Source organism: Lachnospiraceae bacterium oral taxon 500, assembly GCA_002999035.1.
Taxonomy (GTDB): domain Bacteria; phylum Bacillota; class Clostridia; order Lachnospirales; family Vallitaleaceae; genus W11650.
In genome coordinates this window covers 2,170,059-2,185,175 of record CP027241.1, presented here as the reverse complement: position 1 = coordinate 2,185,175, position 15,117 = coordinate 2,170,059, and the positions used below count along the sequence as shown (strand labels likewise).

Here is a 15,117-nt window from a genome sequence, read left to right as displayed (position 1 = left end):
GTTATTGGAACCGGAAACCAAAATACCGCTTTTCTCCGGCGCAGCCGCACCGGGAGAAAAGCGGTAAAATTTTAGTTATTATCTCAACTTTCCCATGTTCGCCAGAACGGTCTTTTTTAAACTCGTTGCATGGACTCACTCTCCGAGCGGGATAGAGTCAAAAAAGACTATGGGAAAGTTGAGTTATTATTCTGTAACTCTAAAAATCAACTTCCCCAACTCAGCAGCAATCATCGGCACAACCGCCAAAGCCGCCGCGTACAGGAACTGAACGCCGGATAACGGCACACATTTAAAAATCAGGTTTAGGCCCGGTACATACAGTACCACCAGAAGCAGAGCAATGCCCAAAAGCGCCGACAGGTTCAAGTAGCGGTTGCCCAGCACAGCCATCTGCCACAGATTTTGCTTCTCTGACCGCGCACTGTACGCCCGCAGCATTTCTCCTAAAATTAAAGTGGTAAAGCAAAAGGTTCCCGCTAACTCACTGCCGCCCAAATGCATTCCCAGCCGGTAGCTGAATAAGGTAGCCGCAGCCAGGCCAATTGACTGGATAATCAGCGCCCTGATCATGGTTTTATCCAATAAAGCTGCGTCCTTTGAGCGCGGCTTTTCCTGCATAATCCCCGCTTCGCCTTTTTCCAGACCGAGTGCAAACGCCGGGAAAGAATCGGTCAGCAAGTTAATCCACAGAATTTGCGTAGCCGATAACGGCGTGCCCCAATTCAGGAGCATGGCCACAAAAATAATCAAAATCTCACCGATATTGCAGGACAGCAGAAAGTTGACCAGCTTACGGATATTGCTGTAAATAATCCGGCCTTCTTCCACCGCCGCCACGATGCTGGCAAAGTTGTCATCGGTTAAAATCATATTGGCCGCTTCTTTGCTGACATCGGTGCCGGTAATCCCCATGGCAATACCGATATCGGCTTTTTTCAAGGCCGGTGCGTCATTGACACCGTCGCCGGTCATCGCTGCCACTAAACCATTCGCCTGAATGGCCTCAACAATCCGGACCTTGTGTTCCGGTGATACCCGGGCAAAAACATTGGTCCGCATAACGGTATCTTTTAACTCTTCGTCCGTTAAATCATTGATTTTTGCTCCCTCCAGCGCCTGCTCCTCACGCTCGATGATCCCCAGCTCCTTGCCGATGGCCGCAGCCGTGATCAAGTGATCGCCGGTAATCATGACCGCCCGGATACCGGCCTCCTTAGCAACCGCCACCGCCGCTTTTGCTTCTTCCCGCGGCGGATCAATCATGCCGCTTAAGCCGACAAAGATCAAATCTTTTTCATTTTCTTCCGGTACAGCATCCGCCGCTACCTCACGGTAAGCATAGCCCAAAACCCGGAGTGCGGTTTGGGCGTAAGTGGTATTTTGCGCTAAAACGGCTTCTTTTTGCCTATCGCTGAAAGGCTGAATCCCATCAATGCTTTCGATTTGCGAAGCCCGGGCAATCAGCTGATCCGGTGCACCCTTAGTTAGTAAATAAGTCTTACCGTCAATCCGGTGCATGGTTGACATCAGCTTGCGCTCCGAATCAAAGGGAAACTCCCCAATCCGCGGATAACTTTTATTTAAGGCCACGGCCGGAAAACCGGCCTTATTTGCCAATGTAATCAATGCCCCCTCGGTCGGGTCACCGATTACATCGTCGTTTTCGATTTTGGCGTCATTACACAGACCGGCTACGCGGAACAACCAGCGCAAAGCGGGATTGTCACTGACGGCCGCTTTTTGTCCGTCCGCCGTTAAAATCTCGCCATTGGCCGAATAACCGCTGCCGGTTACGCTGAAAATAGTCTGTCCGTCAAATAAACTGACGACGGTCATTTTATTTTGAGTTAAAGTACCGGTCTTATCCGAACATATCACCGCTGTCGAGCCAAGAGTTTCCGCCGCGCTTAACTGCTTCATGATGGCGTTGCGCTTGACCATTCGGGTCATGCCCATCGCCAAAACAACCGTTACTACCGCCGGCAGGCCCTCCGGAATGGCCGCCACGGCCAAAGCGACCGCCGTCATAAAAATCTCCAGCGGCGCCGTTTTTTGCAGCAGTCCCAAAACAAAAATAATGGCCGCAATCGCCAGACAAATAATGCCCATTACCTTACCGAAATCGGCCAGGCTTTTCTGCAAGGGCGTCTTTTCTTCTTCCGACTGATTTAACATTTTAGCAATATGACCGATTTCCGTATTCATGCCGGTACCGGCCACCACCGCCTTACCCCGGCCATAGGTAACAATGGTACTCATATAAGCCATATTAAAACGGTCGCCCAAAGGTGCTTCTTCGCTGACTGCCTGCCCGCAGCTTTTTTCCGCCGGGACGGATTCGCCGGTCAAAGCCGACTCGTCAATTTTTAAGTTAATGCTTTCCAGCAAATACACATCAGCCGGCACATAATCGCCGGTTTCCAAAAGCACGATATCACCCGGTACAAGTTCCTCCGAGGCCACTTCCATATTCCGGCCGGCCCGAATCACCTTTGCCCGGGGCGAGGACATCTGCCGGAGCGCAGCCAAGGCCTGACCGGCTTTGTTTTCCTGGTAAGTGCCCAGGGCAGCGTTTAAGACAACAATCGCCATAATGATAACGCCTTCCAGCCATTCACCCAAAACGACCGATAAAACGGCGGCAATCAGCAAAATAAGGATCATCACATCCTTAAACTGCTCCAGCAAAATCTGCCAAATACTTTTCCCGGCTTTTTCTTCCAGCTTATTCTCGCCGTATTTGGCCAGCCGGTCTTTGGCCTCCGCCCCAGTCAGCCCATTCTCCTTATCGGCTGACAGCTCGGCTAAAACTTCCTGTTCTGTTTTGGTATACGCATTTTTCAAAGAAATATGCCTCTCTTTCTGTTATTGATACAGCGGATATTTAGCAGTAATCTCCGCCGTCATTTGCTTAGCTTTGGCCTTATTGCCCTCAAAATCGGTCAACACCAGCCGGATGATCTCGGCAATCTGATCCATATCGGCTTCTTTTAAGCCGCGAGTGGTTGCCGCCGGCGTTCCCAGGCGAATCCCGCTGGTAATAAACGGGCTTTGCGGGTCAAAGGGAATGGCGTTTTTATTACAGGTGATATTGACCTCATCCAAATGCTTTTCCACTTCTTTACCGGTTTGATCAAAGCTCCGCAAATCCACCAAAATCAAATGATTGTCCGTGCCGCCGGAAACCATGTTAATCCCGCGGTTTTTCAGGCCGTCGGCCAGCGCCTTGGCGTTTTTAATAATTTGCTTTTGGTATTCCACAAATTCCGGCTGCATTGCCTCTAAAAAGCAAACCGCTTTGGCCGCAATAATATGCATCAGCGGCCCGCCCTGAATACCGGGAAACAGCGCTTTGTCAATTGCTTTGCCGTATTTTTCCTTGCATAAAATAAGTCCCCCTCTCGGCCCGCGCAGCGTCTTATGTGTGGTCGTTGTAACCACATCCGCCAGCGGAAACGGACTGGGATGCAGCCCGGCCGCCACCAGGCCGGCAATATGCGCCATATCAACCATCAGGATGGCCCCCACCTCATCAGCAATCTGACGGAACTTCGCAAAATCAATGGTACGGGCATAGGCACTGGCTCCGGCTAAAATCAGCTTAGGCCTGTGCTCCAGTGCAATTTGCCGGCACAGTTCATAATCAATATAGCCGCTTTCATCCACATGATACGGCACGATATGATAATGCCTGCCGGAAAAATTGACCGGGCTGCCATGCGTCAAATGCCCGCCATGTGCTAAGTTCATACCCATAATCGTGTCACCGACCTCCAACAGGGCAAAGAACACCGCCATATTGGCCTGTGCGCCGGAATGCGGCTGAACATTGGCGTACTCGGCGCCAAACAAAGCTTTGGCCCGCTCAATCGCCAGTTCTTCCGCCAGATCGACATACTGGCAGCCGCCGTAATAGCGCCTGCCCGGATAGCCCTCGGCATATTTATTGGTCAAGTGGCTTCCCATCGCCTGCATCACCGCTTCGGACACAAAGTTTTCCGAAGCGATCAGTTCAATATTGTTCTGCTGTCTGGCCAGCTCCAAATCCATCGCTCGCGCTATTTCCGGATCCGTATTTCGTACTTTTTCCCATGAAATCATGTTTTCCCTCCCGGCATCTAAAAACTTAATATAAACGACATCGTGCCCCTTCCTTTCTCCTGTTTGGAAAAATATAGAACTTAAATTATCAGTTCATTTCACTCAAAACGAAGTTTTAATGTCGTTTCCTCTGGAATGTTTAAAAGCAGTATATCATTTTGCCGAATCCTTTGCAACAAAATCTAAAAAATACAAGATGGCTATCCACAAAATGCAAAAAGCACAAAAGAAATTAAGTTATTCTTTCCCCTTCAAAATTGTCAACATTTCACGCGGCGTTACTACAAAAGCCTTTAAAGGAAAAGCAAAACTTTTTTCTTGCCAGCACTTCTCTATATTCTTCTATAATCTCATCACTTAAGACAGGAATAATTCCGCCCATCAAGGCTTGCTCCATGACAGCTCCTGGAAGCGAATCCCAGCGTAATAGTGCCGACACCAATACATTTGTATCAATTACCGCGTACAGTTTTGTCATGTTCTCTTGCTCCTGTAGGCGGCAATTTCTGCATCAATCTCATCCATTGTCATATTCGCTGTACCATTTTCCTGCGCTTTTTTACTAATCCGTTTCGCCGCCTCAACAGCGGTTAATGCTTTATAATCCTCACTCGGAAGTGTCATGCTAAAGGGAATCCCACGAACCTGTACCGACCGAGTCAAAAACATACGAATTGCCGTCGGCAAATCAAGACCAAGTTGAGAATAAATATCTGCGGCCTCCTGCTTTAAAGTATCATCTACTCGAAGTTGAATCAATTCACTTGCCATATTTATACCTCCTTCAGTTGAAGTTATTCGCAATACAAATATATCATATATTATTATAACAATCAAGTCCATTACTGCCAGAAACACAAAAATCAATTTTACATGTATCGCAATTACAAAGCCTTTTAGTAAAGACACACAATGGATTAAGGGCAACTGTACAATCATCCAGCCGCCCTTAATCTTAAACTTAACTTGCCAAAAAAGAAGTCTCCTTTTCGCAGTTAAAACACTTCCTGTTTCTGTGTGGTATACAACCAGCCGTAGTCTTTTTCGATATATGAAACCTTTAATTTCCCCCTTTGTCTGCCGGTTTAATCACCTGAATTCCCAATTCCTTCAGCTGCTTTTCCTCAACGATATTCGGTGCGTCCGACATCGGGTCGGACGCGTCTTTGACTTTAGGAAAGGCAATCACCTCGCGGATGGAATCCGCCTTGGCCATCAGCATAACCATCCGGTCAAGACCATATGCCAGCCCGCCATGCGGCGGCACTCCATACTGGAAAGCATCCAGCAAAAAGCCGAACCGCTCGTAGGCTTCTTCTTTGGTAAAGCCCAGCGCCTCAAACATTTTTTCCTGCAAATCCCGATGATAAATCCGAAGGCTCCCGCCGCCCAATTCATTGCCGTTTAAGCAAATATCATAGGCAACCGCCCGCACTTTACCCGGATCGGTATCCAGCAGCGGAATATCCTCCTCCATCGGGGTAGTAAAGGGGTGATGCTTGGCCATAAACCGGTTCTGCTCCTCGCTCCATTCTAGCAGCGGAAATTCCGTGACCCAAACAAAATCATACACATTCTTATCCATATAATTGAGCCGTCTAGCCAGTTCCAGCCGCAGCTCGCCCAGCACGTTAAAGACCACTTCCGGCCGGTCAGCCACCACTAAAATCAAATCGCCGTTTTCCGCTTCGGTTAATTGCCGGATTTTTTCAATTTCGGCATCGGTTAAAAACTTAGCAAACGATGATTTTATCTCTTCCTTAACCGCCAGATAGGCCATGCCCTTAGCGCCGTGATATTTACACAGCTCGGTTAAAGCATCAATCTGCTTTCTGGGCAAATCAGCCATTCCCTTAGCGTTAATCGCCCGGACACTGCCGCCGTTTTTAATGGTATCGGCAAAGACAGAAAAGCCGCAGCCGGCAGCTACTTCCGCCAGATCCTTTAATTCCAGACCAAAGCGCATATCCGGCTTATCCGAACCGAACCGCTCCATTGCTTCCTGATAGGTAATCCGCTTAAAAGGAATGGCAATATCCATATCCATTACCTTTTTAAAAATATATTGCAGCAGACGCTCATTTAAATCAATGATATCTTCCTGGGTCACAAAGCTCAGTTCCATATCAATCTGGGTAAACTCCGGCTGCCGGTCGGCCCGTAAATCTTCGTCCCGGAAGCATTTGGCAATCTGCATATAGCGGTCATAGCCGGACAGCATCAGAAGCTGCTTAAAAATCTGCGGCGACTGCGGCAGTGCGTAAAACATTCCCTGATTGATTCTACTGGGCACCAAATAATCTCTGGCTCCCTCGGGCGTGGAACGGGTCAGCATCGGTGTTTCAATCTCCAAAAAGCCTTCTCTGTCTAAAAACTCACGGGCAGCCGTTGTGACCTTATGGCGCAGGAACAAGTTTTTTTGCAGTACCGGCCGGCGCAAATCCAAATAACGATATTTTAAACGCAAATCTTCTTTGGCGTTGACCTCGTTTTCAATATGAAACGGCGGCGTTTCTGCCTGATTTAAAATCCGCAGCGCCGTTGCCTGAATTTCAATTTCACCGGTTTTTAAATTGGGATTGACCCCACCGTCACCGCGCCGCTGAACGTTACCGCAGACCGCCACGACAAACTCCGCCCGCAGCTTTTCGCCCTTGGCAAAGTCCGCCGCTCCCAAGACGGTTTCATCTAAAAATACTTGAATTAAGCCGCTGCGATCCCGAATATCCAAAAAAATAACGCTGCCCAGGTTCCGGCGCTTCTGCACCCAACCCATAACCGTTACCTTTTGACCGGCATTTTGTAGGCTCAAATCTGCCGCATAATGCGTCCTTTTCATGCCTGCCATTGATTCATTCATTCCCTGTTCCTCGCTTTCTGTGTATAAACTATCAATGCCCTCTTAATATAAGGGCATGTCTTAATTATCCCCTTAACTTTCCCCTGATCGAACTGTTTCGCTTTCTGCCCGGGCGGGCGGTCTGCCTAAAAATGACAACATGGGCCAGTTGAGTTATCCCCTTAAAGTTCTCAATTTTCGCCGTCAGGCTTTTCTTTCTGCCTTTAACAAATAGCTTTCCAGCTCCGTCAGCCGCAGCGGAATTTCCTGGCCGCTAGCCATTTCTTTCAGCTTCAACTGTCCGCTTTCCAGTTCCGATTCGCCTAAAACAAAAGCATACTTCGCCCCCAGCTTGTTGGCGTATTTCATTTGCGCCTTAACCGAGCGGGCATTTAAGTCCATTACCGCCGAAATATGCTTTTCCCGCAGCCGGGCTGTCCATTTAACCGCCTCTTTCATCGCCGCTTCGCCCATATAGCCGATAAACAAATCACAAGTCGGTGCACTCTCAGCCGGAGCCAGTTCGGCTTCCATCGTCATCAGCAGCCGTTCCATTCCTACGCCGAAGCCAACTGCCGACGTCGGTGCGCCGCCAATCTCAGAGACTAAATTATCATATCGGCCGCCGCCGCAAATCGTTGACTGAGCGCCAATTTCCTCGGACACAAACTCAAAAACCGTTCCCGTATAATAATCCAGCCCGCGCACAATCTGGGGATCAATCACAAAAGGCACTTCCATGACCTGCAAAAGCGCCTGAACCTCGGCAAAATGTGCAGCGTCCCGCTCTGTCAGGTAATCCAGCATCCGCGGCGCCTCTTTTACCATCTGTTTACAGCCTTCTTCTTTGCAGTCCAGCACCCGCAAAGGATTCTTTTCCATGCGCTGCCGGCAGGTCGGACAAAGCTGATCCTGTGCGCCCTGCAAAAAGCGAAGCAGTTCTTTTTTATAGGCGGCGGCTGATTCCGCCCCGCCTAAACTGTTGAGATGCAAAACCACTTTTTTAAGCCCCGCCCGCTGCAGCAGCCGGTAGCCGAGAGCAATCACCTCCGCATCCGCCAGCGGATGCTCCGCTCCAAGGAGTTCCACACCAAACTGATGGAATTGCCTTAGCCGCCCGGCCTGCGGCTTTTCATAGCGAAAGGCCGGTGTGATATAAAACAGCTTAACCGGCTGAATATCGGCATAAAGCTTATTCTCCAGATATGCCCGCACCGTCCCGGCCGTGCCTTCCGGTTTTAAAGTAATGGAGCGGCCTTTTTTATCTTCAAAAGTATACATTTCCTTTTGAACGACATCCGTCCCCTCACCCATTCCGCGGGCAAATAACTCGGTATGTTCAAAGATGGGCGTTCGAATTTCGGAATAACCATAATCAGCGCAAAGCTGCCGGATGGTTTCTTCCAGCGCTCTGGTTCTGTTCAATTTTTCCCCATAGAGGTCATAGGTTCCTCGTGGTGCATTTGTCAACATTTTTCTTTTCCTTCCTATTATATATAATATGTCAAAAGCCTCCGTTTTACCGGTAAAAGCCTGGCTTGCGGCTCGGCCGTTTGGCGGCAAAAAACGGAAGCTTTACCCTTGTTCTAATTGCTTCCCGGCTGCCGGTAAGCGAGCAGGATCAATCCCGCCGCCGATTATTGGCCAAAAGAATCAGCCGCAAAAGGTTGGCAATCGCTACCGCCGCGGAAGCAACATAGGTCATGGCGGCTGCCGTCAATACCTTTTTCGCCCCGCCCAGTTCCTCCGGTGCTAAAATATTTTCCTCCCGAATGCAGGCAATCGCCCGAGTCGAAGCATTGATTTCCACCGGCAGCGTAATAATATAAAATAATACCGCCAAAGAAAACAAGATGATCCCCAGCTGAACCAAAAAAGGAATACTGAACATCAAGCCAAAAATTGCCATCGGCATGCCAAAACTGGAGCCGATATTTGCCACCGGATAGCACAGTGTTCTAAGCACCAAAGGCTTATAGCCCCGCGCATGCTGAATGGCATGGCCGGTTTCATGGGCGGCAATCGCCACCGCCGCCAGCGAGCGGGAAGCAAAAACGCCTTCCGAAAGCCGCACCGTTTTTGACGACGGATCATAATGATCGGTTAAATTGCCGCTGACATTTGTTACCGCCACATCATATATTCCGTTTTTGTTTAAGATCAGGCGCGCCGCGTCCGCTCCGGTCATCCCTTCCATATTGCCGATTTTGGAATATTTCCGAACCGCCGACTGCACCGACCATTGAGCGATCATCGCCAGCAGCAGTGCCGGCAGCACTAACATCAAATAATAAGGATCAATATAATAACCCATATGTATTTTCTTCCTTTCCGCCTGTCGTTCTCCTACCCACAAAACAGGCAAACTCAAAACCAGTTATCGCTTGATTTTTCAAACGAATTTCTTTTATTTAACAGTTTCCGCAGCAGGTATCTGATTAGATCATTGCCGGCAGAATTGACCGTAAAGTTCAATTTTTACTTATTTTTTAGTTTTATCCCGTCGTAAATACAGCGAAACACCCCGGCATTACGCGCTAAAGCAAAGACCGCGCTTTTCCGGCCGGATTTTTTCAGTATATCATAATTGAGCGGAAAATGCAAAAATATAATTACTCCTTATTCCTTAACTCGGGAGCGATCAAGCGCTTTTTGAATCTGATAACAGGTTTCACCGACCGAAGCACCAACCATCACTCCGACCAGCACATCCGTCGGATAATGTACGCCGACATACAGTCGGGAGAAGGCCATCAAAGCAGCCAGCAGGAGGATCGGGGCGCCGTACTTAACCGGCAGCATCCGCGCCAGGACATAGGCCACGGCAAAGGCCGTTGCACTGTGGCCGGATGGAAAAGAATAGCTTCTTTCCGGACCGACCAGGCTAAACAAACCCTCGACCGTTACATAGGGCCGTACTCTGGCCACCAAGGGCTTGATCACAAATTCAACCAGCAAAGCGCTGCTGATCAGGGAAGCTGCTGCCGTCAGCGCCATCCGCCGAAAGGGCGGAATAATAAAAAGAACTACCAGCAGCGCGATCCAAAGTTCACCGTTATTGCCTAGCCGGGTAAAAAAAGAAAAAACTCGATCCAGTCCCTCCTGCCGAAGGTTTTCCTGTAACCACATCAAGACATCCGCATCCATTTCCTGTAATAATACCATTCTCCACACTCCTTAACTATAAGTCTCTATTGGTTTAACGCCTGCATGAGTAATTGTCAATAATGCATGATTACTTCTTATTTCAGCGAATTACGTTACCTAAACTGCCGGCTCATTTTTTGTATGCTCTAACAGTTCCTGCCTTGACAGCCGCTTTCCGATATCGTATAATTCGAGCTGAACCATTAAGGTTTCCAAAGAAATAAGGTACAATTCCTATTATACTTAGTTTTGTCCGCGGTTACAATACAAACTTTTGTTAATTTTTCAAATTTCGCACAAGGTAAAGTGAAAAAGTAATTTCCACATGGAAGGGGGGAGAAGTATCGTGAAACCAAGCATTATTATCACCGGCGGCAGCAATGGCATCGGCCGGGCACTGGCTCTGACTTACGCCGCTCATTCTTATTTTGTATATACTTTAAGCCGCAGTAATCCGCATTGGCAGCAGCCGAATTTAAAACATATTTGCTGCGATGTAACCAGCCCGGAACAACTGGCGCAAGCCGCCAAAACCATCCAATCCGAAGGGCGGCCGGTTCAGCAGTTGATTTGTTGCGCCGGATACGGAATCGCCGGGCCGACGGAAGGTACGGAACTAAGTGCCGCCAAACAACAGTTTGATGTCAATTTTTTTGGGGTTTTTCTGACGATACAGGAGTTTTTGCCTTTATTAAAGCCAAGCCGCGGCAAAATCATTCTGATCAGCTCGGCCGCCGGTGAATTGGCTATCCCCTTCCAGAGCTTTTATTCCGCTTCCAAAGCAGCAGCCAATAAACTGTTAGAGGCCTGGCAGCTGGAACTTCGCCCGTTCGGTATTCAAGTTTCTACCTTTTTGCTGGGGGATACCAAAACCGGCTTTACCGCCGCCCGGCAAAAAAGCATGACTTTTCATCCTCAATATCAACAAGCATATGTCCGCTCCATCGCTAAAATGGAATATGACGAACAACATGGTCTCAGCCCGGAAGCAACAGCTGCCTGTATTTACCGGCGCTGTCAAAAAGCAAAGCTGCCGCCTGTGCAGACCGTCGGCTGGCAGTATCATTTGTTCCTGCTGCTGCAAAGACTGCTGCCCCGGCGATTGGTTCTCTTTTTGATCGCGCGGCTGTATGCCTGAAAAATGAAACAGCAAGCACCAAGAAAAAATCTTAGTGCCTGCTGTTTTATATTTTCTTTTAAGCTTTCCGGTACTGCTTTAAAACCTCTTTCATTTCGGTGACGGATAAAACCCTGCGCTTGCTATCACCGCACCGTCTATCACCAGTGCCGGAATCGAAACGGCAATCGATCCGGATAAAAGGATATGACACAAATTATTGTTTTGTAAATGGAATTTGCAGCTCCGTCAATTTATCCAGCAAGGCGTTATATGCCTTTAATGACGCATTATCATCTTTTACCTCGATCATCATATCGCCTTCGACTTCTTTTATTTTCTTTATAAGATCATCCAAAGAAATTCTATCATTATCATAAAAATACTCATTTCCGACAACACTGACTTTTAATGTTGCATCCTTATTGACATCTTCCGAACTGCCCTGTTCTTTTTTTACTTCCTCTTTCGCCCGGTCATCTTCGATTTTAGAAGCTTCTTTCTGTGCAGCCGATTCTTTGGCGTTACCATCTCCTTTTCCTTGTCCTATGCCAAATCCAATACCAAATCCATTTCCAAACTTAAATAAAATAATAACCGCCGCAATTACTGCTATTACAAATACTGTCGATAATTTTTTCTTCATTTATTATTCTCCTATTGATAAATCCGTTTCTGAAGTATATAGGTAATTATACTCTTTTATTACATCTTCTATTCCTTCTTTTATTTTTCGATATGCCGATGCCGTTCCCGGCAAACTTCCGTCAAATACAAAATCACAAAAAATAGTTTCGGAATTATCATATCCGGCATTTAACAATGCCTTTTTTATATTTTCTCCGACCCTATCCTTATTTTTTATTATAGCAATGACTTCGCCTTTGTCAATCACTCTAATGCTCCAGTCAGTAACATTCATATCAAGTATCATTTTAAAGTTTTGACTTCTGTTGTAATCCAGCAATTCGGATAGGTTTGATCCATGTCTGCCGCTATAATCTCTTACTATTGAAATTTCTTTAGTCAGCTGCTCTGATAATTTGCTGATCTCTGCTTCCCGATCCCTTATTTTTTCGATAGCAAGTTCTAATTCCTGTACCTTTTGCTCTGTTTTTATTTTATTAGCCTGCCCATCCAAATGACTGAACAACACAAAAAAGAATATTACTATCAAAGTTACGTCTAACAAAGAGGTAAAGTCTAAAATCACATCTCTTTTTTTCATAGTCTATTTCTCATCTTATTATTCCGTTTCTTCTGACATTTTTTTAGCGATTTCAATCTGCTCTTCAACATCATCGGCTATAAGCGCATAAAGCAATTTGAATAAGACTGCAAAGACTATTCCCCAGGCAGTTGAAGTCAACGCAATAAAAAAATTGTTTTTTATATTTTCCATATCCCCGCTTGCCAGATCCAGCCCTAGTAGTCCGACGACAGTCCCCAGCATACCTAACAGCGGAAATATGGATATCATAGTTACAAATAAGGTATAAAATTTACTGGCTCCGTTTAACAGAAATTTTGAAAATTTTACATTTTTACTTTTCTTCCATTCATTTGTCCGTTTTTTTATTGCCAGCACAAAACCTTTTGTCAGTAACATAAATACGAAAGCGACCATGGCAGCGATAAGTATTATAAAATCGTTACTGAGTATACTAACTCCAAGTTTTTGAAATGCATCAATATAAAGCTGCATCATTTCCTCTCTTTTGAATTTGATTTTAATATCATTGTATTCTTTGTTTTTATCTCAACTTTATTGTTGTATGCAAATGCACCCTTTTTATCAAAAAAGCCGGTTATAGCCTATACTCTTCCAACATTTTATGGAATGTGACAATCATTCCCTCGAAATTACGCACATTCTCCGTCAACTGCTTTAATTGCTCGGTATAGGTGCTGACTTCGCTGTCGGCAGTTCTGGCTAATTCCGCATTTTCGGTCGAAGAATCACTCAGCGCCTGCATTTGCTCAACGATATCGCTTAAATTAAGAGACCGCTCTTCCAGTTCTACGGCTGACTCCGCCATTTTAATGGCCACGCCGTCCATTTCCGCTTTGGCGTTTTGATTGTTCTGAATCGCTTCATGAATCGTGCCGGTGCCTTTTTCCAAAATCTCATTCTGCTCATGGATATCAGCTACCATTGCTTCAATATCGCTTAAAAAGCTGCTGATATTTTCCTTAATCCGGCTGGCAGCCTGTTCCGAGTTCTGCGCCAGCTTTCGGACTTCTTCCGCCACCACGGCAAAGCCTTCTCCCAGCTCGCCTGCCCGGGCGGCCTCAATCGAAGCGTTCAGTGCCAAAAGATTGGTCTGATAAGCAATTTCCGATACAAAGGAGGCAATCTCTTCGGTTTCCTTACCCTTAATCTTTAACTTATCGCTGTTTTTGTTTAAAACCTCAAACTTTGCCCGCATTTCCGCCAAATCCCGCGTTGTATCGCTCAGATTAGCAAACGAATCCGTTGTCGTTTGAATCGCTCTCTCAATTTCGACTTTGTTGGTCATTTCTTTTTCCGATAAACGGATGATCTGTTCGGCACCGTCAGTCAAAACTGATACATTGTTGCGCGTGCTTTGCGACTGCTCGGTCGCATGGGCATAAAGCTGCTGCATCAAATCTGTAATTTTATGGCTGGTTTCCTCCATCGTCTTAGCAATGGAAATCAAATCCATCGAAAAAGATTTCATTTCACCGGTCATGCTGGATAAGTCAATAAAGCCTTCGGCAAAGCTTTCCTTATAATCCACCACTGTCCGAAAAAGGTCTTCGTATTCATCGGCCGTTTTTATCATCCGGCTGGGGACATAGTCTTTTTTGATTAGTCTCATCACTTCTTCCTTTACCTGTGCTGCCGGCCGGGTCAGGAGAAAACTGCCCAGTCCCGCATATCCTGCCGTCAGCCCGACAGCCAGCCACGGCTCTCTGACCAAAAAAGCAGTCGGCAACCCCAGCAGCAGCGTAAAAAGCAGCAGCTTAACCGTCTGATTTTTAACAAAACCCAGCGACAGCGCTTTCGAAAAGGCAAAGTTTTTTTCCTCCAGCAATTCATATTCAAACCGGAGCTTTAAAACCATTCTGCCATCGGCTTTGTCTGCCACCTGAATATCCACTTTTTCTTTAAAAAATTCCTTGGTTCCTTCCAGCAGGCCCAACAAATAATCATACATATTCCGCTTGGACAGGTAAGTCAAAGTCGCTTCCTGCCGGCCAACGATTTCCATATTTAAAACGGCCGGCCGCGAACCCGGAATTCGTTTCCGGACAACCTGATGAATATTATTTAAAGAACAAAGAAATGAAAACATATTGGCCTTTTTGAAGAAAATAGGATACATTTCATAGAAAGTTCCGATATTATTCCGGCCGATTGTTTTCCAAAGGTCGGCTTTCGCCATCCCGTAATTCTTCGCAACCGCTGTCATGATACTGTCTACCGTCTGATCGGAAATATCCTCCAACGGTGAGATTGCTCTGTCCGGATCAAACGAAACGCTCTTCAAAACCCGGTTAACTTCTTCTTTATTATATAATTTGTGTAATGTAGTGATCCATATCCGTACAACTGTTCCCTTCATATGGTTTCCTTTCTATATCTTATAAACTGATGTCAGTTCTTCAGGCTGTCTCTGATACCTATTAAATGTCCATTCTCAATTTTAGCATGGGAAAGCGGAAAGTCAATAAAATTTCATTTCTCTTTTATCCTTTTATTAATTCCTTTGATTTTTTTGAATATTTTTTTATAATTCCTTCCTTTACTGCTGTAATAAGCATATTAGTCCAAATAATAGGAAGCTCAAATAACAGAACAAAAGAAGGAAAATTTAAGAATCCCGCGCCAAACCGACTTGCAGTTTGGCGCGGGATTTTTATCATTTTCATATTACATCTCTTT

General features: G+C 46.4%; 14 protein-coding genes. 1 reads left to right on the top strand and 13 read right to left on the bottom strand.

Annotated elements, in window-relative coordinates; all coding sequences use genetic code 11:
- Positions 1-186: 186 nt before the first annotated feature.
- The 8 genes from C3V36_09875 to C3V36_09840 all read right to left on the bottom strand — a co-directional run bounded on the left by C3V36_09875 (position 187) and on the right by C3V36_09840 (position 10,108).
- Positions 187-2,853 carry a calcium-translocating P-type ATPase, PMCA-type gene (locus tag C3V36_09875; protein ID AVM69521.1) on the bottom strand — a complete coding sequence of 889 codons (2,667 nt, stop codon included), beginning with the start codon at positions 2,851-2,853 and terminating at the stop codon, positions 187-189.
- Positions 2,854-2,868: 15 nt separating this feature from the next.
- Positions 2,869-4,101, bottom strand: coding sequence for a serine hydroxymethyltransferase (locus tag C3V36_09870; GenBank protein ID AVM70511.1), 1,233 nt, complete (start codon positions 4,099-4,101; stop codon positions 2,869-2,871).
- A 271-nt stretch (positions 4,102-4,372) separates the two neighbouring features.
- Positions 4,373-4,582 (bottom strand): putative toxin-antitoxin system toxin component, PIN family, encoded by a 210-nt coding sequence (locus tag C3V36_09865; GenBank protein AVM69520.1) that lies wholly within the window; start codon positions 4,580-4,582, stop codon positions 4,373-4,375.
- Entirely contained in the window at positions 4,579-4,875 is a 297-nt protein-coding gene (locus C3V36_09860; protein AVM70510.1) for a type II toxin-antitoxin system antitoxin, RelB/DinJ family, read from the bottom strand. Before C3V36_09860 ends, C3V36_09865 begins: the two co-directional genes overlap by 4 nt.
- 289 nt (positions 4,876-5,164) lie before the next feature.
- Positions 5,165-6,964 (bottom strand): aspartate--tRNA ligase, encoded by a 1,800-nt coding sequence (locus tag C3V36_09855; GenBank protein ID AVM69519.1) that lies wholly within the window; start codon positions 6,962-6,964, stop codon positions 5,165-5,167.
- 183 nt (positions 6,965-7,147) lie between these two features.
- The gene (locus C3V36_09850) at positions 7,148-8,416 is read right to left on the bottom strand and encodes a histidine--tRNA ligase (protein AVM69518.1); all 1,269 of its coding nucleotides are present in this window, start codon (positions 8,414-8,416) and stop codon (positions 7,148-7,150) included.
- A gap of 148 nt (positions 8,417-8,564) precedes the next feature.
- The gene (locus C3V36_09845; GenBank protein ID AVM69517.1) at positions 8,565-9,257 is read right to left on the bottom strand and encodes a peptidase; all 693 of its coding nucleotides are present in this window, start codon (positions 9,255-9,257) and stop codon (positions 8,565-8,567) included.
- Positions 9,258-9,562: 305 nt separating this feature from the next.
- Positions 9,563-10,108, bottom strand: coding sequence for a phosphatase PAP2 family protein (locus C3V36_09840; protein AVM69516.1), 546 nt, complete (start codon positions 10,106-10,108; stop codon positions 9,563-9,565).
- A gap of 307 nt (positions 10,109-10,415) precedes the next feature.
- On the opposite strand from C3V36_09840, the gene C3V36_09835 reads away from it, so the two are divergent.
- Positions 10,416-11,228, top strand: a complete 813-nt coding sequence (locus C3V36_09835) for a short-chain dehydrogenase (protein AVM69515.1) — start codon at positions 10,416-10,418, stop codon at positions 11,226-11,228.
- A 196-nt stretch (positions 11,229-11,424) separates the two neighbouring features.
- Here C3V36_09835 and C3V36_09830 read toward each other — a convergent pair whose 3' ends face one another.
- The 5 genes from C3V36_09830 to C3V36_09810 form a co-directional block, all read right to left on the bottom strand.
- Positions 11,425-11,853, bottom strand: a complete 429-nt coding sequence (locus C3V36_09830) for a hypothetical protein (GenBank protein ID AVM69514.1) — start codon at positions 11,851-11,853, stop codon at positions 11,425-11,427.
- A 3-nt stretch (positions 11,854-11,856) separates the two neighbouring features.
- On the bottom strand, positions 11,857-12,435 hold the full coding sequence (locus C3V36_09825) for a hypothetical protein (GenBank protein AVM69513.1): 579 nt from the start codon (positions 12,433-12,435) through the stop codon (positions 11,857-11,859).
- Positions 12,436-12,453: 18 nt separating this feature from the next.
- On the bottom strand, positions 12,454-12,915 hold the full coding sequence (locus tag C3V36_09820; GenBank protein AVM69512.1) for a hypothetical protein: 462 nt from the start codon (positions 12,913-12,915) through the stop codon (positions 12,454-12,456).
- Between the two features lie 100 nt (positions 12,916-13,015).
- Positions 13,016-14,797: a chemotaxis protein gene (locus C3V36_09815; GenBank protein AVM69511.1), complete on the bottom strand. Its 1,782-nt coding sequence runs from the start codon at positions 14,795-14,797 to the stop codon at positions 13,016-13,018.
- Positions 14,798-14,921: 124 nt separating this feature from the next.
- The gene (locus tag C3V36_09810) at positions 14,922-15,104 is read right to left on the bottom strand and encodes a hypothetical protein (GenBank protein ID AVM69510.1); all 183 of its coding nucleotides are present in this window, start codon (positions 15,102-15,104) and stop codon (positions 14,922-14,924) included.
- Positions 15,105-15,117 lie beyond the last annotated feature (13 nt).

Excerpts from the sequence above, each read along its gene's own strand:
- C3V36_09865 (AVM69520.1), bottom strand. The coding sequence starts at position 4,582 with ATGACAAAACTGTACGCGGTAATTGATACAAATGTATTGGTGTCGGCA.
- C3V36_09860 (AVM70510.1), bottom strand. The coding sequence starts at position 4,875 with ATGGCAAGTGAATTGATTCAACTTCGAGTAGATGATACTTTAAAGCAG.
- C3V36_09855 (AVM69519.1), bottom strand. The coding sequence starts at position 6,964 with ATGAATGAATCAATGGCAGGCATGAAAAGGACGCATTATGCGGCAGAT.
- C3V36_09850 (AVM69518.1), bottom strand. The coding sequence starts at position 8,416 with ATGTTGACAAATGCACCACGAGGAACCTATGACCTCTATGGGGAAAAA.
- C3V36_09845 (AVM69517.1), bottom strand. The coding sequence starts at position 9,257 with ATGGGTTATTATATTGATCCTTATTATTTGATGTTAGTGCTGCCGGCA.
- C3V36_09840 (AVM69516.1), bottom strand. The coding sequence starts at position 10,108 with ATGGTATTATTACAGGAAATGGATGCGGATGTCTTGATGTGGTTACAG.
- C3V36_09835 (AVM69515.1), top strand. The coding sequence starts at position 10,416 with ATGGAAGGGGGGAGAAGTATCGTGAAACCAAGCATTATTATCACCGGC.
- C3V36_09830 (AVM69514.1), bottom strand. The coding sequence starts at position 11,853 with ATGAAGAAAAAATTATCGACAGTATTTGTAATAGCAGTAATTGCGGCG.
- C3V36_09825 (AVM69513.1), bottom strand. The coding sequence starts at position 12,435 with ATGAAAAAAAGAGATGTGATTTTAGACTTTACCTCTTTGTTAGACGTA.
- C3V36_09820 (AVM69512.1), bottom strand. The coding sequence starts at position 12,915 with ATGATGCAGCTTTATATTGATGCATTTCAAAAACTTGGAGTTAGTATA.
- C3V36_09815 (AVM69511.1), bottom strand. The coding sequence starts at position 14,797 with ATGAAGGGAACAGTTGTACGGATATGGATCACTACATTACACAAATTA.
- C3V36_09810 (AVM69510.1), bottom strand. The coding sequence starts at position 15,104 with ATGAAAATGATAAAAATCCCGCGCCAAACTGCAAGTCGGTTTGGCGCG.